The organism is Leucobacter sp. USHLN153, assembly GCF_037145615.1.
Classification (GTDB): domain Bacteria; phylum Actinomycetota; class Actinomycetes; order Actinomycetales; family Microbacteriaceae; genus Leucobacter.
This window is the reverse complement of sequence record NZ_JBBCXE010000003.1, coordinates 396,500-414,159: the sequence shown is the minus strand read 5'-3', so window position 1 is coordinate 414,159 and position 17,660 is coordinate 396,500. Positions and strand designations below refer to the sequence as shown.

Annotated in this window: 15 protein-coding genes; 7 read left to right on the top strand and 8 right to left on the bottom strand. The window is 69.2% G+C overall.

What is annotated here, in order from left to right; translation table 11 throughout:
* Positions 1-104 precede the first annotated feature (104 nt).
* From WFH00_RS07695 to WFH00_RS07685, 3 genes are read left to right on the top strand one after another with little or no spacing between them, the layout of a single operon-like run.
* Positions 105-983, top strand: a complete 879-nt coding sequence (locus WFH00_RS07695) for an ABC transporter ATP-binding protein (protein WP_336660164.1) — start codon at positions 105-107, stop codon at positions 981-983.
* Positions 984-1,041: 58 nt separating this feature from the next.
* Entirely contained in the window at positions 1,042-2,100 is a 1,059-nt protein-coding gene (locus WFH00_RS07690) for an iron-siderophore ABC transporter substrate-binding protein (RefSeq protein WP_336660162.1), read from the top strand.
* A 15-nt stretch (positions 2,101-2,115) separates the two neighbouring features.
* Positions 2,116-4,215: an iron ABC transporter permease gene (locus tag WFH00_RS07685; RefSeq protein WP_336660160.1), complete on the top strand. Its 2,100-nt coding sequence runs from the start codon at positions 2,116-2,118 to the stop codon at positions 4,213-4,215.
* An 11-nt stretch (positions 4,216-4,226) separates the two neighbouring features.
* On the opposite strand, the gene WFH00_RS07680 is transcribed toward WFH00_RS07685, so the two are convergent.
* The 7 genes from WFH00_RS07680 to WFH00_RS07650 all read right to left on the bottom strand — a co-directional run bounded on the left by WFH00_RS07680 (position 4,227) and on the right by WFH00_RS07650 (position 11,233).
* Entirely contained in the window at positions 4,227-5,006 is a 780-nt protein-coding gene (locus tag WFH00_RS07680; RefSeq protein WP_336660159.1) for an alpha/beta fold hydrolase, read from the bottom strand.
* An 18-nt stretch (positions 5,007-5,024) separates the two neighbouring features.
* The gene (locus WFH00_RS07675; protein ID WP_336660157.1) at positions 5,025-5,555 is read right to left on the bottom strand and encodes a hypothetical protein; all 531 of its coding nucleotides are present in this window, start codon (positions 5,553-5,555) and stop codon (positions 5,025-5,027) included.
* A gap of 92 nt (positions 5,556-5,647) precedes the next feature.
* On the bottom strand, positions 5,648-7,024 hold the full coding sequence (locus WFH00_RS07670; protein ID WP_336660156.1) for an NAD-dependent succinate-semialdehyde dehydrogenase: 1,377 nt from the start codon (positions 7,022-7,024) through the stop codon (positions 5,648-5,650).
* Between the two features lie 216 nt (positions 7,025-7,240).
* Positions 7,241-7,891: a flavodoxin family protein gene (locus tag WFH00_RS07665; RefSeq protein ID WP_336660155.1), complete on the bottom strand. Its 651-nt coding sequence runs from the start codon at positions 7,889-7,891 to the stop codon at positions 7,241-7,243.
* A gap of 73 nt (positions 7,892-7,964) precedes the next feature.
* Positions 7,965-8,843 (bottom strand): anti-sigma factor, encoded by an 879-nt coding sequence (locus WFH00_RS07660; RefSeq protein ID WP_336660154.1) that lies wholly within the window; start codon positions 8,841-8,843, stop codon positions 7,965-7,967.
* On the bottom strand, positions 8,840-9,439 hold the full coding sequence (gene sigK, locus WFH00_RS07655) for an ECF RNA polymerase sigma factor SigK (protein ID WP_336660239.1): 600 nt from the start codon (positions 9,437-9,439) through the stop codon (positions 8,840-8,842). The genes WFH00_RS07660 and sigK overlap by 4 nt, the downstream gene beginning before the upstream one ends.
* A gap of 72 nt (positions 9,440-9,511) precedes the next feature.
* Complete coding sequence (locus WFH00_RS07650) at positions 9,512-11,233, bottom strand: cytochrome c biogenesis protein DipZ (protein WP_336660153.1); 1,722 nt, start codon at positions 11,231-11,233, stop codon at positions 9,512-9,514.
* A gap of 397 nt (positions 11,234-11,630) precedes the next feature.
* Between WFH00_RS07650 and WFH00_RS07645 the strand changes: the two genes are divergently transcribed.
* Complete coding sequence (locus tag WFH00_RS07645; RefSeq protein WP_336660152.1) at positions 11,631-12,320, top strand: fasciclin domain-containing protein; 690 nt, start codon at positions 11,631-11,633, stop codon at positions 12,318-12,320.
* 198 nt (positions 12,321-12,518) lie between these two features.
* Here WFH00_RS07645 and WFH00_RS07640 read toward each other — a convergent pair whose 3' ends face one another.
* Positions 12,519-13,529 (bottom strand): NADP-dependent oxidoreductase, encoded by a 1,011-nt coding sequence (locus WFH00_RS07640; protein ID WP_336660151.1) that lies wholly within the window; start codon positions 13,527-13,529, stop codon positions 12,519-12,521.
* Between the two features lie 258 nt (positions 13,530-13,787).
* Between WFH00_RS07640 and WFH00_RS07635 the strand changes: the two genes are divergently transcribed.
* The 3 genes from WFH00_RS07635 (at position 13,788) to WFH00_RS07625 (ending at position 17,631) form a co-directional block, all read left to right on the top strand.
* Entirely contained in the window at positions 13,788-14,000 is a 213-nt protein-coding gene (locus tag WFH00_RS07635) for a heavy-metal-associated domain-containing protein (RefSeq protein ID WP_336660149.1), read from the top strand.
* Positions 14,001-14,073: 73 nt separating this feature from the next.
* Positions 14,074-16,347, top strand: coding sequence for a heavy metal translocating P-type ATPase (locus WFH00_RS07630; protein WP_336660147.1), 2,274 nt, complete (start codon positions 14,074-14,076; stop codon positions 16,345-16,347).
* A 102-nt stretch (positions 16,348-16,449) separates the two neighbouring features.
* Positions 16,450-17,631: a MarP family serine protease gene (locus tag WFH00_RS07625; RefSeq protein WP_336660146.1), complete on the top strand. Its 1,182-nt coding sequence runs from the start codon at positions 16,450-16,452 to the stop codon at positions 17,629-17,631.
* Positions 17,632-17,660: the final 29 nt, after the last annotated feature.

The window sequence follows — 17,660 nt, the reverse complement described above, 5'->3', positions numbered from 1 at the left end:
CCTCGCGCCGCTAGTCTGATCGAGGCAAGGTAAGCCTTACCTTCAACTGACCGGGCGTGAGCCTTCGGTCCTGCTCAGCCCGCTCGCCCTCGGAGGAAGTCGCAATGCCCGCAGATGCCGCGAATGGCTCCGGCTCCGCTCCCGCGGCGTTGCGAGGTGCACACCTCGAGCTGCAGTACGACAGGCTTCCCGTCGTGCATGACGTGTCGATCACGCTCGCACCCGGGCTCGTGACCGGCCTCATCGGGCCGAACGGAAGCGGCAAGTCGACGCTGCTGCGGGCGCTCGCGCGTCTGCACCCCGTTTCGGCCGGCACGACGACGCTCAGCGGACCGAACGGTGTCGAACGCCCCGTGTCGCTCCTGAGCTCGCGCGAATTCGCCCACGAGGTCACGCTCTTCTCCCAGTCGCGCCCCACCCCGGCAGGGCTCACGGTCGGCGAGGTCGTCGCGTTCGGCCGGCACCCGCATCGGCGACGCTTCGCCGGACTCACCGAGCACGACCGCCTCGCGATCGATCGCGCACTGCGCGCGACGGGCACGCGCGACATGCAAGCGCGAGCCGTCGGCGAGCTTTCGGGCGGTGAGATGCAGCGCGTGTGGCTGGCCGCGTGCATCGCACAGGAGACGGGAGTGGTACTGCTCGACGAGCCGACGAACCACCTCGACCTGCGCTATCAAATCGAGATTCTCGACCTCGTCCGCGATCTCGTCGAAGACCTGGGCGTTGCCGTCGGCATCGTGCTGCACGACCTCGACCACGCGGCGCGGGTGTCAGACCACCTCATCCTCATGAATCGCGGTCGCGTTCACGCCGAGGGGGCGCCGGTCGACGTGCTCACCTCCGAGCACATCAGCGACGTGTACGAGGTCCCGGTGCACGTCGAGATCGACGACCGCACGGGTCGCGTTCGTGTCGATGCCATCAGCCGGCATCCCGCGCGCCGCGAGCACCGCGCTCCGCTCGTCGCGGCCCGCGCGTAACCGATCCGCGCTTCCACGTTTCCGTTTCGTTCCCCCATGCCCTTCTGAAAGGACCCGTATGACCCGCCCCTTCCGCGTTGCAGCCGCAACCGCGATCCTGACAGCCGTCGCCTTCTTCGCCGTGGGCTGCGGCACCACCTCTGTCGAAGCCGGCGCAGAAGACGCGCCCGATGCGACGTCGGAGGCGTGCCAGAACGACACCACGTCGACATCGAGCGGCGCCGTCGACATCACCGATGGCGTCGGCCGGAAGGTGCATCTCGACGCTCCCGCTGAGCGCATCGCCGTGCTCGAGTGGCAGCAGGCCGAAGACGCGATGACGCTCTGCGTCGCACCCGTAGCGGTCTCCGACCCGAAGGGATACGCCACCTGGGTGAGCGCGGAGCAGCTTCCCGAAGACGTGATCGATCTCGGCACCCGCGGCGAGCCGGACCTCGACGCGCTCTACGGTGCCGACCCGGACCTCATCATCGTCGAGGCGTTCGATGCGGACGCCGAGATCGTGAAGAATCTCGAGAAGGAGAGCGACGTGCCGGTGCTCGTGACGGTCGGCGCCGACACGAGCGATCCGATCGGCAACATGAAGAACGTGTTCACGCTCATCGCGGAGGCGACGGGACGCACTGAGCGCGCCGAAGCCGTGCTGGCCGACTTCGATCAGCACCTCGCCGACGCCAAGTCGAAGGTCGCCTCGGCGAGCCTGCCCACGACCGACTTCGTCTTCTTCGACGGCTGGATCGAGGGCAGCAACCTCGTGATCCGCCCCTACGGAAAGGGCGCGCTCTTCACCGCCTTCGGCGAGGAGCTCGGTCTTACCGCTGCCTGGACCGACGACATCGACAAGGCGTACGGCAGCGGGGGTGTGGATCCCGCTTACGGTCTGGCCCAGACCGATCTGGAGGGCCTCACGGCCGTCGGCGACGCCAACCTCTTCTACTCGAAGGACGAGGAGGGCGGGTACACCGACGAGCTCGACCAGAGTTCGATCTGGACATCGCTCCCCGCGGTCAAGGAGGGGCGCGCGCACGCATTCCCGGCGGGTGTCTGGGGAGCGGGCGGACCGCTCTCGGGCGAGCAGGCCGTCGACGCGTTCGTCGACGTGATCCTCGCGAAGTAAGGGCCAATCTCTCTCATGACGTCGAGCGCCGCCCCTCCGGCCGCTGCAGCGCGGGATCTCGCGACCCGAGATCTCGGCGTGCGCGGCGGAGCGGGCGGCATCGCCGTGCTCGCGGCGCTGGTCGTCGGCATCATCTTGGTGGGTGCGTGGCACCTCACGCAGGGAACCTCGGGCGTGGGCGTCTGGGATGTGATCCGCTTCGTCGGCGGCGCACGTGAGACGGTTGACGGCGTACCCGTCGGAGATGTGCTGACCGGCTCCCGCCTTCCGCGCCTCGCCGCGGGCGTGGCCGTCGGCTTCGCGCTGGGGGCGGCGGGCGCCCTGCTCCAATCGGTGACGCGCAACCAGCTCGCTTCGCCCGACACGCTCGCCGTGACCGCGGGGTCGTACTTCGCCCTCTCAGCGGTCGCCGCGCTCGGCCTCTCACTCCCCCTGTGGGCGTCGGGCGGCGTCGCCTTCGTCGGTGGGCTCGCGGCAGCCGGGCTCGTGCTCGCCCTCGCCGGAAGCGCGACGGCGACGGGCACGACCCGCCTGATTCTCGCCGGCTCGGCGCTCGCGATGGCGCTCGACGCGGGTACGGCAATGCTCCTGATCCTGTTCAAGGAGAACACCACCGGCCTGTTCGCGTGGGGCAGCGGCTCACTGGCTCAGCTCAACATCGACGCGTCGCTCAGATCGCTCCCGATTCTCGTCGTCGCGCTCGTCGTGGCACTGCTGCTCGCCCGGCGCCTCGACGTGCTGGGCCTCGGTGACGACACCGCATCGGCGTTCGGCGTGCCGGTCCGCGCCACTCGGCTGGCAGCCGTGATCTGCGGCGTACTGCTCACGAGCACGGCCGTCATGCTCGCCGGCCCGATCGCGTTCGTCGGGCTCGGCGCGCCGGTGCTCACTCGCCTCATCGCCGCCCGGGTGCACCAGATCGGCCGGCACGCCCTGCTCATCCCCGTTTCGGGTCTGCTCGGTGCGCTACTCATTCTGCTCGCCGATGCTGGGTTGCGAGCGCTCCTCGGCGCCGAAGGGGCGACGGCGGTGCCGACGGGCATTCCGACCGCACTCCTCGGCGCCGCGGTCATCGTGGTGCTCGCACTCCGCATGCGCGACTCCGGGGCCGTGCGCACCCCGCCCCGGGCGAGCGCACCTCGACGCTCCCGCCGTCGCCTCGGTCTTGTCTTGACGGTCGCCGCCGTGCTGCTGGTCGTCGCGGTGGTCGTCGGCCTCCTCGCCGGGAGCCTCTGGCTGCGCACCGGCGACCTCGCACTGTGGGCGCAGGGCCTCGCCCCCGACCTCGTGACGCGCGCGATCGATGAGCGCATCCCGCGCGTCCTCGCAGCCCTGCTCGCGGGCGCCGCGCTCGCGCTCTCGGGCTCCGTCGTGCAGTCGACCGTGCGCAATCCGCTCGCGGAACCCGGGCTGCTCGGCATCACCGCCGGCGCCGGCCTCGGCGCGGTGATCGCGGTGACGGGCGGAGGCGGGCGGCCGCAGCTCGTACTGCTCGCCGTCGTCGGCGGGCTCGCCACGTTCGCGCTCATCGCGCTGCTCTCCTGGCGCGGGGGGATGCTTCCCGACCGCTTCGTACTCATCGGGATCGGCTGCGGCTACGGCCTCACCGCGCTCACGACGTTCCTCCTTCTCCGGGCTGACCCGTGGAACGCTCCGAGGATCCTCACCTGGCTTTCGGGCACGACCTACGGGCGGTCGCTCCCCGATGTGCTGCCCGTGACGATCGCGCTGCTGATCGCCGTGCCGATCCTCGTCGGGCTCCGCCGGCACCTCGATCTCCTCGCCATCGACGACGATACGCCGCGGATGCTCGGGGTCGCGCTCCAGCGAACCCGCTTCTCGCTGCTCGCCGTCGCTGCGGTGCTCGCGGCGGTGAGCGTGGTCGCGGTGGGGGTCATCGGCTTTGTCGGACTCGTCGCGCCCCATCTGGCGCGGACCATCGTCGGCTCCCGCAGCTCCCGCGTGATCCCCGTCTCAATGCTGCTTGGCGCGCTGCTCGTCTGCGTGGCCGACACGCTCGGGCGTACCCTGATCGCCCCGACGCAGCTGCCAGCGGGCCTCATGCTCGCGCTCATCGGGGCGCCCTACTTCGTGTGGTTGCTGCGCCGATCGTGACTGCTGCCTGATCAGGGGCGCGGCGGTGCGATCTCGGTGAGGAAGTCGAGGATCAGGGCCACGACGAGCTCGGGCTTCTCGTTGACGAGGCCGTGCGACGTTCCTGGCACGATGCCGAGGCGCGCGTTCGGCAGGTGCGAGGCGATCTTCAGGCTGTGACCCGGGGGCACCGAGTCGCGATCGCCGCCGAGCACGAGGACCGGAGACGTCGCACGCGCAAGATCCGCCGCCCCGATATGGGGTTCGGTGGTCCACAGGCGCATGCACTTGTCGAAGACGACGTCGGCGTGCTCTGGCCCGTCGGGTGACAGGCGCGCGAACGCGAGTCGCTCGGGGCTCACGTCGCCCTCCTCGAGCCCGGTTTCATCCGTCGGAAGCGGAGGAATCGACGGTCCGTCGGCTCCCGGATCGCCCGAGAACGCCGTCGGGTCGAGGTTCCCGCTGATTGCAACCAGCGAGCGCACGCGTTCGGGATGCGCCGTCGCGAGCAGCAGGCCGATGATCGCGCCGTCGCTGTACCCGACGATGTGCGCGTCCGCGAGCCCGTGCGCGTCGAGGTACTGCAGCGCCTCGGCGACACCGCCGTCGTAGGAGTACTCGCCGGTGGTGTCCGCGCTCCTCCCATGGCCCGGCCGCTCGTATGCGTAGATGCGGTGCGACGCGGCAAGAGTGGTCGCGATCGGTGCGAGCGACTCGAGCGAGCAGAAGCCGCCGTGCAGCACGACGATCGGTTCGCCGGTACCCTCGATCTCCTCGTACAGGTCCGAGTCGCCGATGCGAAGGTAGGGCATGAGTTCACGTGTCCGATCTCACTGAGCCGAGGGGCTCGGGTGTGCGTGTCTGGCGGCCGCCACTGGGCCGGTCGCTCCCCACTCCGCCGCAAGCCTGCGCAGCTTGCGGCCGCGCCACCGCCACATGAGCGCGAGCACGGGGCGGAAGAGCGGGGCGATCGCGCCGCCGATGTGGAGCTCGTCGGTCCACACGGCGCGGTTCGCAGAGGCGAGGGATCGCGAGATCGTGATCTCGTGCCGCCACTCGGTGAGCAGGGCGAGTGGTCCCGCCGCGGGCTCCCCGTGGTCGCGCATGGTCTTGGGCCAGGCTGAGGGCGGTGACGGTTCGAGATCGGTGATGCTGATCAGCTGCGCGCCGACCGGCACCGCGCCGAAGGCCATGAGGCGCACACGCACCTCGCTCCCCGTGGCGAGCTCTGTCGGGAAGCCGCCCTCCGGTCGCATGACGAGGAGCGGCGCGTAGAGCTCGGCGGCGACCGCGGGATCGTGCAGGGCCCGCCACGCCTGCTCGGCGGTGCACAGGGCCTCGAATTCGGTACGAATGCGCATGGTTTCAGTGTGACGAGGCCCCGCTCCCGCGTCGAGGGGTTGCGGGAGCGGGGCCGTGCACGTCAGGCGATATTCGGCCTGGCCGTTTCGCGTTACTTGGCGGTGAAGAAGAGGCGCTTGTTCGCGAATTCCCCGATCCCCACCGGACCCATCTCACGACCAAACCCGGACCGCTTCACCCCACCAAACGGGATCTCAGCAGACTCCGCCGCGATCGTGTTCACGTGCGCCATCCCCGTCTCCAGCCGCGACGCGACCCGCGTCGCGCGCGCCTCGTCCTCGGAGAACACCGAACCACCCAGGCCCAGCGCGCAATCGTTGGCGAGCTCCAACGCTTCCGCGTCGCTCGACACCCGATACACGGTCGCGACCGGACCGAACATCTCGACGTTGTACGACTCGGAATCCCGGGGCACGTCCACCAGCACCGCCGGCGAGTAGTACGCCGCGGGTCCCTCGGACAGCACGCCGCCCGCAAGGAGGCGCGCCCCCTGAGACACCGCATGCTTGACCTGCGCATCGAGAGTCTCCGCAGCAGCGCGCGAGGACAGCGGCACGAACTCGCCCTCCTGAAGATCCAACGGATCCCCCGGCGTGAGCCCGTCCGCGAGTTTCACGAGCTCCGCGACGAACTCGTCATAAATATCGTCCATCACGATCAGGCGCTTGTTCGAGTTGCACACCTGCCCCGCGTTATACACGCGGAAATCCCACGCCTCTTTCGCGACCGCGGCAACGTCCGAGGAATCCAGCACCACCATCGGGTCGATCCCGCCGAGCTCGAGCACGCACTTCTTCAAGTGCGTGCCCGCCTGCGCCCCGATGATCGCTCCCGCACGCTCCGACCCCGTCAATGACACGCCCTGCACGCGGGGGTCCGCGATCATCGTCGCGATCTGATCATGTGACGCGAACACGTTCTGATACCCGCCCACGGGCACCCCGGCCTCTTCCATGATCTCCTGGATCGTGAGCGCCGACCGTCCGCACACATCCGCATGCTTCAAGAGGATCGTGTTCCCCAACACCAGATTCGGGGCCGCGAAGCGGGCCACCTGATAGTAGGGGAAGTTCCACGGCATCACCCCGAGGAGCACCCCCACGGGCAGCTGCTGGATGACCGCCTTCCCCGGGATGGTGGACGGGATCTCGTACTCCGTGATCAACGACGGCCCATGCACCGCGTAATAATCAATGATCTGCGCCGCGAACTCGACCTCATCGACCGACTCCTGAAACGACTTCCCCATCTCGAGCGCGATCAAACGAGCGAGCTCGTCCTTGCGCTCGAGAAAGAGTTCCGCGACCCGCTTCACGACCAGAGCACGCTCCTGCACGCTCTGCTCACGCCACTGGCGATATACCGCGTCAGCACTCGAAAGCGCCTCTTCAATCTGCGTGTCGGTAGCGCCCTCGAACGACTCGAGAACCGCCCCGGTCGCAGGATTCTGCACCCGGTACTTCGACATCCTTATCCATCCTCCATGTAGAGCGGCGCCTCAGTTCTGAGAGAGGCGCCACTAGAGCGGCGCTTCAGCGCGCCAAGCAGAGCGCACGCGCACCCCACCGCAATCCACTGTAGCGATGGGGGCTGTGCGCCGGAAAGGGTGCGCGCCGCGGCAGGACGGTCGAGAGCGAAGGAGGCTGCGCCGATCCCGAACGGCTTGCTCGCGCCCGAAAGCGGGTCAGGCCGGGAAAGGCTCGCGCTGCAGGAGAGAGGCCAGGTGCGCGGCGTTCACGGCCGCCGTCGAAATGGCGGACGCGACGGGCTCGGGCGTCTCGTCGAGATCGCGGTAGTCGACCCCTTCCATCGCCCGGCCGTTCCAGTAGACGGATGCCTGCGCCGGGATCGTGAAGCCGACATCGCTGAGGCTCTGCGCCAGGATGCCGCAGATGTGGTGCGCGCCGTCTTCGTTGCCCACGACGACCGGGACCGCCACCTTCCCGAACATGGTGGGGCGGCCGGCCTCGTCGGTCTCGCTGATCTCGGCGTCGAGCCGTTCGAGCACGCGCTGCGCGACGCTCGAGTGCTGACCGAGCCAGGTGGGCGTCACGAACACCAGGATGCTCGCCTGCATCACGGCCTCTCGAATCTCGGGCCACGCGTCGCCCTCGCCCATGTCCGCTTCGACGCCGGGCATGATCCGGTGATCCACTGCGCGGAGCGACGCGCCATGCACGCCGTGCTCCCGCAGAGCTCCGAGTACCTGCTCGCCGAGCACATCGCCGCTCGACGGTTGCGGCGAGGGCTTCAGCGTGCAGTTGATGAGGAGCGCTCGGGGCGCCGCGATCGCAGCTTCGTCGTGATCCGTGAAAGTCGTTTCGTAGCCTGACATGCCGGGAAGACTACGCGCGAGTCACGGGCGCGCGGCAGGGGGTTGCAGACTTCCCGGAGGACGTGGATGTCGCTCAGGTCGAGGCGACGACGACCACGGGGTCCGTCGTCGGAAGCCCGGTCGGCGACCCGCCGGCCTCCTCCACCGTGACCGCGAGCGCATCACCCGGCTCGAAGCCCTCGGCGACGACCGCCGCGCCCCCGTCGTTATTGGCGCGCACCACGCCGAGGGAGATCGGCTGCTCGCCGCGAACGATCCACAGCTCGAAATCGTGCGCCTCGGGCGCCGCCGGCATATCCTCGGCCACGAACACGGCCTCATCGACCGAGTCCGCCCAGTGCAGCGTCGCCTCCCCGCCGCCCGGCATCTCTGCCGAGACGGTGCGCGCGTCGTTCGCGGACCCCACCTGCTGCAGGGCGAGCGAGACCGGGTCGCGGGGAGCGCGCATCCCGCCGATGGGCAGCGCGAGGGCGATCACGAGGAGCACCGCGACCGATGCGGCGAGCGCGAACCACGCGGCGCGGCGGCGCGGACGCGAGAACGTCTGCTCCGCGTCATCCACGTCGTCGTCCGCTCCGGCGAGCTCGGGCGGGAGGTTCCGGGCGCGCTCGGGCTGGGCCGGCTGCTCAGCCTGCTTCTGCTGCTCCAGCTGCGGCGACGCCTCGAGTTGCGGGGCCGGCTGCGCCTGCTGGGCGGTCGCTTCCGGGCGAAGCGGCGCCTCGAACTGCGTCGTGCTCGAGATCATGGCGAGGATCGCGCCGCGCGCCGCCGCCGGCGGGGCGATCTCGGGGGCAGTGGCGCCGAGGGCCGCGGCCGTGTCGCGATCCACATCGACGATGGACTGCCACTCCGGGTGCGCAGCGAGCGCTCGTGAGAACGCCTGCTCCTCGTCAGGGACGAGCGCGTGCAGCGCGCGGGCGGCGGAGAGCTCGCGGAACTGTTGCTCATTCATCGCGTCGCCTCCAATTCTTTCCTGAGCCGGGTGAGCCCGTCTCGAATTCTTGTCTTGATCGTGCCGAGCGGCGCCCCGACGAGCACCGCGACCTCACTCTGCGTGTACCCGCCGAAGTAGGCGAGCACGATCGCTCTGCGTTGCGGTTCCGGGAGCGCCTGCAGGCACTGCGTCGCTCGCGACCCGTCGATCAGCAGCGCCACCTCGTCTTCGACACCCGGGTGCGAGACGCCGTGGTCGCGCGCGCCCACCGCGAGATCGCGGCGGCGGGCCGCCTGCGAGGACCGCACGCGGTCGACCGCGCGTCGGTGGGCGATCGTGAGGATCCAAGCGCGAGCTCCCCCGCGATCGGGATCGTACGAGCTCGCCGTCTGCCAGGCCTCTAGAAAGACCTCCTGCAGCACCTCTTCGCTCTGCGCCCGGTCGACGAGCACCCGGAGGATCAGGCCGAACACCCGCGCCGAGAGCAGATCGTAGAGGTCGGCGAAGGCCCGCTGATCCCCCGCCGCCGCGCGCGCGAGCGCCACGTCGGCCGGCTCGACGCCCGGGCCGTCGTCCGCAATCTCGATTCCATCGATCACCATCGCGTCAAGCATGCCGTATCCACCTCCGATCCGCCTTCGTTTCATGAGCGCGCCGTTCTCCTTCTCAGTGCCCGGTGTTCCGATTTACCCGAACGTGAACGAGTAGACCTGCACACCCTGGGGCACGTGCAGCTCGAGCGTCCCCGAATCCGGGTCCTCCTCCGCCACCAGCCGGTACGAGCGCGGGGTGCCATCGACATCCGTCGCCTTCGCGTCGCCGCCCTCGACAGACGCCTCGATCGTCCCGCTCCCCGCGAGCACCGCCCGCACCTCCTGCCCCCGGTACTCGAGGCGCACGTCGCCGCCTGCTTCGCTCGTCGGCGTCGCGAACTGGGTGTCAACGTTCCAGGTGCCCTGCAGCGCGAAGGTGTCAGGCTTCTGCTGATCCGCAAACGAAAATTCGCTCTCGCCGGCACCGTAGGGGCCCGGGCCCGCGAAGTTCCGATCCTTCGAGGAGCCAAGGAACGTCTCCGGCGTCGTAGTGCCGAGTTCGGGCGTCTCGTCGGTGACGTCGGTCTCGTCGGGAAGCTCAGCGTCGGGCTGCGCGTCGGCGAGGAGCTCGCGGATCAACTTCTCGGTCGTCTCGTAGTTGCCCTCACCGAACGAGATGTGCCGAACCGTGCCCTCGGCGTCGATGAGGTAGTGCGCCGGCCAGTAGCGGTTGCGGTAGTTCGTCCAGGTCGAGAGGTTGTTATCGAGCGCGACCGGGTAGGTGATGCCGAAGTCCTTCGCGCCCGCAATCACGTTCGCGCGCTCCTTCTCGAACGCGTACTCGGGCGAGTGCACGCCGATCACCTCGAGGCCGGCGTCGCGGTAGGCCTCGTCCCAGGCCACCACGTGCGGGATCGAACGCTGGCAGTTGATGCAGGAGTACGCCCAGAAGTCGATGAGCACTACCTTGCCCTTGAGTTCGTCGAGCTTGATGCCCTCGTCGTTCGGCGTGTTGAACCAGCTCTCGATGCCCTTGATGGAGGGCGCGGTGCCGCACTCCTCGAGCTCGGTTGCGTCATTCGTGCACTGGTCGAGATCGCGGTTCTCGTCGGTGACGAGGCCGCCGAGGTTCAGCGCGTTCGAGCCGGCCTCGCTCTCGGCGAGGTCCTTCTGCAGCCCCGCCGTGTAGTCGGGCAGGAGACGCTGGAGGGCCTGGGGCACGTTGAAGGCGAGCCCGACGGCGAGCGCGATGAGTGCGACGCCGCCGACGATGCGGATCGTGCGCTCCCGCTTGCGGAAGCCGCGGATGCGGTCGCCGACGCTGCGGCCCGCGAGCGCGAAGACGAGCAGCGGGATCGCGACGCCGATCGCGAACGAGACGGTGAGCAGCACGGTCCCCGGACCCACTTGGCCCGTCGCGCCCGCCACGATGATCGCCGCGAGCACCGGGCCCGCGCAGGGCACGAAGACGGTGCCGAGCGCGAGGCCCATGCCGAATCCGTTGCCGCCCTCGCCGACCTTGCGACGCGGGAGACGCTGGAACGGCTTCTCGAGAAGCTGCTCGAAGCCCGGAACGAGCATCCCGACGCCGATGATGAGGAGCACCGCGACGCCCGCCCAGCGGATCGCGCTCTGCGGAATGTCGAGCAGGCCGAGCAGCACCGAGCCGAGGAGCGTGACCGCGGAGAAGCTGAGCACGAGGCCCGCGATGATCCAGTACGGTCGGCTGCGCTTGGCCGGAATCACCTCGGGGAGCTTGCCCGCGCTCGCGGGCTGCGCGCCCGCGGTCAAGAAGATGACGGGCAGAACGGGCAGGATGCACGGCGAAATGCCGGTGATGAGTCCGCCGAGCAGACCGATGAGCACGATATCCATGTGAAGCCTCTCTGTTACGAGGTCTTCGGAGCGGTCGCGGTTCCGGATGGGTCGGGGCCGCCCGCGGCGGATTGCGGAGCCGGCCCACGCCCCGCGATCCACCGCCCCCACGCTCGCCCCCGCCCGCGCCCGCGCCTCGCGATCCACCGCTCCCCTACCCCGCCCAGCCCCTACCCACCACGCCGAAACCGAGTGTCTTTGCCGAGACCGAGCCTCTTTACGCGTCAAAGACACTCGTTCTCAACAAAGACGCTCAGTTTCGGTGAAGGGCGGAGCGGACAGGCGCCGCGGAGCGCGCCCGAAAACTTTCTCGAGAAATTTCCAATCCGGGGGCGGGAGGGCTCCGAAGACGTTCACAAGCCGCGGATTTCTGCGGATCATCATCTGAGGAGGAACCATGTTCACCAAGAAGAAGACCCTCGGCGCCGCGTTCGCACTGACGCTGGCCGGTGCCGCAATGCTGACCGGATGCTCGATGGGCGCATCGGACGAGGCGGCCGAGGATCAGTCGACGGAGCAGACGCAGGAGTCGATGCCGACTGAGGAATCGACGGACTCGAGCGATTCGTCGATGGACGAGATGGATCCCGCGGCGAACCTCGTCGGCCCCGGCTGCGCAGCCTATGCAGAAGAGGTGCCGGACGGCCCCGGTTCAGTCCAGGGCATGTCGCAGGATCCCGTAGCGGTCGCCGCGTCGAACAACCCGATGCTGAAGACGCTCGTCTCGGCCGTCAGCGGCGAGCTCAACCCCGACGTCAACCTCGTCGACACGCTGAACGGTGACGAGTTCACCGTCTTCGCCCCGGTCGATGACGCGTTCGGCAAGATCGACACCGCGACGATCGACACGCTGAAGACCGACAGCGACCTCCTCACGAGCATCCTCACCTACCACGTGGTGCCCGGCCAGATCGAGCCGGCTGACATCGCGGGGATGCACACCACCGTTCAGGGCGAGGACGTTGACGTGACCGGCTCGGGCGACGAGCTCATGGTCAACGACGCGAACGTCATCTGCGGCGGCGTGCAGACCGCGAACGCGACCGTATACCTGCTCGACAGCGTGCTGATGCCGCCCGCCAAGTAACAGCGCCCCAGTTCACTCGGCCTGAGCTGCTCGCGGATCGCGGGGCCCAGGCCGAGCGGTGAAAGACCAGCGTGCCCGTCACTCCACTCGGAGAGGCGGGCACGCTGCTCTGTGTGCGGGCGGCGGTACGGGGCTCGGGGCGGACGGCCAATTGCGAGCTCGGTCTGCGGGGGATCGCGATCCGCCCCGCTCGCGAACTCAGATACGCACGAGCATTTTGCCGGTATTCGCGCCCCGCATCATGTCGAGGAACGCGTCGACCGTGTGCTCGATCCCGTCGACGATCGTCTCGTCGTACGCGATTTTGCCGGCGGCGAACCATTCGCCGATCCGCTGCTGGAACTCCGCCGAGTGCTGCAGGTAGTTGCCCACTGTGAAACCCTGCAGCCGCAGCGACCGCGTGATGATGTTCGCCATGTTGTCGGGCCCGGGCACGGGCTCTTCGCTGTTGTACCCGACGATCGCGCCGCAGAGTGCTGCGCGCCCGCCGTCGTTGAAGGCGTCGAGCGCGGCTTCGAGATGGTCACCGCCGACGTTGTCGAAGAACACGTCGATGCCGTCGGGTGCCGCGGCCGCGAGCTGCCCGCGCACGTCGCCGTCCTTGTAGTTGAAGGCGGCGTCGAAGCCGTACTTCTCCGTCAAGAGCTGCACTTTCTCGGCGGATCCCGCGGCGCCGATCACCCGGCTCGCCCCGAGGAGTTGCGCGATCTGCCCGACCGCTGTGCCGACTGCGCCCGCGGCTCCCGAGACGAACACTGTCTCACCGGGCTTCAGCTCCGCGACCGCGGAGAGCCCGACGTAGGCCGTGAGCCCCGTCATTCCCATGATGTGCAGGCGGAGGGAGAGCGGAACGCCCTCGACCTCGGGAATCACTCGGAAGGTACCGGCGTCCGCCTGCACGAGGTCGGACCAGCCGTGCTGGTGCAGGACGACCGCGCCCTCCTCGATGTCATCGGAGGCGGAAGCGACGACGCGGCCGACAGAGCCACCCTGGATCTGCTCGCCCAGCGCGTACGGCGGGACGTAGCTGCGCACGTCGTTCATGCGACCGCGCATGTAGGGATCGACCGAGACGAACAGATTGCTCACGCGCACCTCGCCCGGCTGCAGCTCGCCGAGTTCGACCTGCACCGTGCGGAAGTCGTCGTGCGACGGCCAACCGCTGGGGCGCGATGCGAGATGAATCTGAGTGCTCGTGTGAGCGGACATGAAAGCCTCCGGATCTGGATACGTGCTCGGAAATGATCGTCCTGAGCGGCGGTCGCGCGAAGCCAGGATGCAGGCGAATGTCGGCGGCCGCTGCAACAATGCAATCGCGCCAACGCCCCAACTCGCAACCTTGCGGTATACCCCCCGTGGGTATATCGTGGAGGCAGTGCACAGGAAAGGCCCCGGCGCGCCCGCAAGATCGCTGATAGCGGATCCGCCAGTACCCTGCGTTGCCGACTCAGCTACGAAAGGATCGCCATGAGCATCTCCGAATTCACCGTCACCGGTATGACCTGCGAACACTGCGAGCGCGCCGTGCGAAGCGAAGTCACCGCCATTCCCGGCGTCATCGACGTCGCGGTGAGCGCCGAGTCGGGCCAGCTGCGCGTCACCACTGAGGGCGAGGCCGTGGACGCGGCTGCCGTGCTCGCGGCGGTCGACGAGGCGGGGTACACCGCACAGCCCGCCTGAGCACTTCCGGTTCGACCCCGCACCGACGCACCCGCCGCGTTCCAACTAGATTTCCCGCGTGAAAGGACACCTCATGACCGCATCGAGCGGCGCCGCCGAGCGCAGCTACGAATTCGAAATCGGCGGGATGACCTGCGCCTCGTGCGCGATGCGCATCGAGAAGAAGCTGAATCGCCTGGACGGCGTCGCGGCGAGCGTCAACTACGCGACCGAGAAGGCAACCGTGCGAGCGGCGGAGGGCGTCGAACCCGAAACTCTGATCGCAGAGGTCGAGAAGACCGGATACTCCGCAAAGCTGCCGATCCCGCCCGCGGCGAGCGCGGCGGACGACACCGAGCCCGATGCCGATGCCGACCCCGAGCTGCGCGCACTGCGCCAGCGGCTCATCGGCTCGATCGTGCTCTCCGTCCCGGTGATCCTCCTCGCCATGATTCCGGCGCTGCAGTTCCCCGCCTGGCAATGGGCCTCCCTGGCGCTGGCCTCACCCGTGGTCGTCTGGGCAGCGTGGCCATTCCACCGAGCCGCCTGGATCAACCTGCGCCACGGCACCGCGACGATGGACACGCTCGTGTCGGTGGGCACCGGCGCGGCCTACCTCTGGTCGCTCTATGCCCTCTTCTTCGGCATGGCCGGGGAGATCGGCATGCGCCACGCGTTCGAGTTGACCGTGGCCCCGAGCGATGGGGCGGGCAATATTTATCTGGAGGTGGCTTCGGGCGTCACCATGTTTCTCCTCGCGGGCCGGTACTTCGAGAAGCGCTCGAAGCGGCAGGCGGGCGCCGCCCTTCGTACGCTGCTCGAGCTCGGCGCGAAGGAGGTCACGCTGCTGCGCGACGGCGTGGAGGTTCAGGCTCCGGCAGAGGAACTCACTGCGGGCCAACTCTTCGTGGTACGTCCCGGCGAGAAGATCGCGGCGGACGGCGTGGTCGAGACCGGCCACTCGGCCGTCGACGCCTCCATGCTGACCGGGGAGTCGGTTCCCGTCGAGGTCGGCCCCGGCGATGCCGTGACGGGCGCCACCGTCAACACGAGCGGTCGATTGATCGTGCGGGCAACGCGGGTCGGTGCGGACACCCAGCTCGCGCAGATGGCACGGCTCGTCGAGGAGGCGCAGTCCGGCAAGGCGGAGGTGCAGCGACTCGCTGATCGCGTATCCGCCGTGTTCGTGCCGATCGTGATCGGCATCGCGATCCTCACCCTGGCCGTATGGCTCATCGCCGGGTTCCCCGTCGCGAGCGCGTTTACCGCTGCCGTCGCCGTACTCATCATTGCGTGCCCGTGCGCACTCGGACTCGCGACGCCCACGGCGTTGCTCGTCGGCACCGGACGCGGAGCGCAGCTCGGCCTGCTGATTCGGGGCCCCGAGGTACTCGAGTCGACGCGGCGGATCGACACGATCGTTCTCGACAAGACCGGTACCGTGACCACCGGCCGCATGACCCTCACGGGGGCCGAGCTGGCCGATGGTGTGGACCGCCTCGAGCTGCTGCGCCTCGCGGGTGCCCTCGAACAGGCGTCGGAGCACCCGATCGCGCGCGCCGTCGCCGCTGGGGCGATCGCGGAGCTCGGCCGAACACCGGGCGCGAATGCCGGCCTGCCCGAGGTCGAGAGCTTCCGGAACTCTGAGGGGCTCGGCGTCACGGGAGTGGTGGAGGGGCACGCCGTGATTGTCGGCAAGCGCGCCCTGCTCGACGAGTGGGCGATCCCCGACGCACCTGAGCTCACCGACGCCCTGGCAGCGGCAGAGTCCAGCGGAAGCACCGCCGTACTCGTTGCGTGGGACGGGGCACTGCGCGGCGTACTCACCGTCGCCGACGCGGTGAAGGCGACGAGCGCGGACGCGGTCCGTCAGTTGCGCGCGCTCGGGCTCCGGCCGATCCTCCTGACGGGCGATCAACGCGCGGTCGCCGAGCGCGTTGCCGAGGAGGTCGGCATCGATGAGGTGATCGCGGAGGTGCTCCCCCGAGACAAGGCCGAAGTGGTGTCGCGACTGCAGCGGGAGGGCCGCGCTGTCGCGATGGTCGGCGACGGGGTGAATGACGCTGCCGCGCTCGCGCAGGCCGATCTCGGGCTCGCGATGGGCACCGGCACCGATGCGGCGATCGAAGCCTCCGACATCACTCTGGTGCGCGGCGACCTCACGAGCGCGGCGGACGCGATCCGTCTCGCTCGGCGAACGCTCAGCACGATCAAGGGCAACCTCTTCTGGGCGTTCGCGTACAACGTGGCCGCAATCCCTCTGGCCGCGCTGGGCCTCCTCAACCCGATGCTCGCGGGTGCCGCGATGGCGTTCTCCAGCGTCTTCGTGGTGGGCAACAGCCTGCGGCTCCGCTCCTTCAGGCGCTGACGGCTCCGGCCCCGTGCGCCGGGGCTCACGCGAGAAGCTCCCAGTCCCGACCGCTACGGTTCCTGAAAGACCAGCCGACCGCCCACCATCGACAGAGGTCCGATGCTTCCGATCGTAGACATCATCGTTGTCGCGCTGCTCCTCGGCGCCACGATCTCGGGCTTCCGCTCCGGATTCTTCTCGGTGCTCGGCGCACTCGCCGGTCTCGTGGTCGGGGCCGCTGTTTCGCCGTGGGTGCTGCCCGTCGTTGCGCGCGAACTCCCGGAGAATGCTTGGCGGAGCGCCGCGGTGATCGGTTCGGCGGTCCTCCTGCTCGCGGTCGGTGCGGGGCTGGGCTCGCTCATCGGCGCGGTGCTCCGTCGAGGCGCCGACCGGCTGAAGCTGCGGTTCGTGGAGCGCCTCCTCGGCGGGGCGCTCGGGCTCGTCGCCTCCGTGACCGCGGTCTCGCTGATCGGGGCCGGCATCATCTCAGCGGGGGTGCCGGTGGTGTCGTCTGCCGTCGCCTCGTCCACGGTGCTGCGCACGCTGCAGCAGTGGACTCCGCCGGTCATCTCCGACGCGGCCGCCCGTCTGCAGGCTGCGGTGCTCGACGAGACCGTGATCCCGACCGTCGATGCGCTGCTCGAGGGAGACCTCAGCGTCGATCCCGACGTCTCCGCAATTGACACCGACGACCCGGCGCTCGCGCGGGCAGCGCAGTCGGTCGCCCGCATCTCGGGAATTGCCGCCGGGTGCTCAACGATGCCGACGGGCACGGGGTTCGTCGCGGCCGAGGATCGCATCGTCACGAACGCTCACGTGGTCGCGGGCGTTTCAACTCCGCTCGTCGAGCTTCCCGGGGAGCCCGCGCGCGATGGGCGGATCGTGTACTTCGACCCCGTCGACGATCTCGCGGTGATCGCCGTCGACGTCGACGCCCCTCCTCTGCCGATCGACGATTCGCTGACGCCGGGGAGCGCAGGCGCCGTGCAGGGGTATCCGTACGGCGGGCCGTTCTCGACGGTCGCGGCGGGGGTGCTCGCGACCCGCACCACGCCGATCGACGACATCTATCGCTCGTCCACCGCGCCGCGCTCGATCCACGTGCTGTCGGGCAAGGTGCGACCTGGCAACTCGGGCGGACCGCTGCTCACCGCTGAGGGCGGTGTCGCGGGTGTGATCTTCGCGCGGGACACGGCGCGCGACAACGTCGGCTACGCGATGACGGTCGCGGAGCTCCTGCCCGTGCTCGCGACCCTCGACCAGGCGGTCGACCCGGTCGACACGGGCGCCTGCATCTCGTAAGTGTCGATACCGGTATCTGACCCGCCAGT

What these genes read in the sequence shown, in the direction of transcription:
- WFH00_RS07645 (WP_336660152.1), top strand. Translation starts at nt 11,631, where the DNA reads ATGTTCACCAAGAAGAAGACCCTCGGCGCCGCGTTCGCACTGACGCTG.
- WFH00_RS07670 (WP_336660156.1), bottom strand. Translation starts at nt 7,024, where the DNA reads ATGTCGAAGTACCGGGTGCAGAATCCTGCGACCGGGGCGGTTCTCGAG.
- WFH00_RS07650 (WP_336660153.1), bottom strand. Translation starts at nt 11,233, where the DNA reads ATGGATATCGTGCTCATCGGTCTGCTCGGCGGACTCATCACCGGCATT.
- WFH00_RS07665 (WP_336660155.1), bottom strand. Translation starts at nt 7,891, where the DNA reads ATGTCAGGCTACGAAACGACTTTCACGGATCACGACGAAGCTGCGATC.
- sigK (WP_336660239.1), bottom strand. Translation starts at nt 9,439, where the DNA reads ATGCTTGACGCGATGGTGATCGATGGAATCGAGATTGCGGACGACGGC.
- WFH00_RS07690 (WP_336660162.1), top strand. Translation starts at nt 1,042, where the DNA reads ATGACCCGCCCCTTCCGCGTTGCAGCCGCAACCGCGATCCTGACAGCC.
- WFH00_RS07680 (WP_336660159.1), bottom strand. Translation starts at nt 5,006, where the DNA reads ATGCCCTACCTTCGCATCGGCGACTCGGACCTGTACGAGGAGATCGAG.
- WFH00_RS07695 (WP_336660164.1), top strand. Translation starts at nt 105, where the DNA reads ATGCCCGCAGATGCCGCGAATGGCTCCGGCTCCGCTCCCGCGGCGTTG.
- WFH00_RS07660 (WP_336660154.1), bottom strand. Translation starts at nt 8,843, where the DNA reads ATGAATGAGCAACAGTTCCGCGAGCTCTCCGCCGCCCGCGCGCTGCAC.
- WFH00_RS07640 (WP_336660151.1), bottom strand. Translation starts at nt 13,529, where the DNA reads ATGTCCGCTCACACGAGCACTCAGATTCATCTCGCATCGCGCCCCAGC.
- WFH00_RS07630 (WP_336660147.1), top strand. Translation starts at nt 14,074, where the DNA reads ATGACCGCATCGAGCGGCGCCGCCGAGCGCAGCTACGAATTCGAAATC.
- WFH00_RS07675 (WP_336660157.1), bottom strand. Translation starts at nt 5,555, where the DNA reads ATGCGCATTCGTACCGAATTCGAGGCCCTGTGCACCGCCGAGCAGGCG.
- WFH00_RS07635 (WP_336660149.1), top strand. Translation starts at nt 13,788, where the DNA reads ATGAGCATCTCCGAATTCACCGTCACCGGTATGACCTGCGAACACTGC.
- WFH00_RS07685 (WP_336660160.1), top strand. Translation starts at nt 2,116, where the DNA reads ATGACGTCGAGCGCCGCCCCTCCGGCCGCTGCAGCGCGGGATCTCGCG.
- WFH00_RS07625 (WP_336660146.1), top strand. Translation starts at nt 16,450, where the DNA reads ATGCTTCCGATCGTAGACATCATCGTTGTCGCGCTGCTCCTCGGCGCC.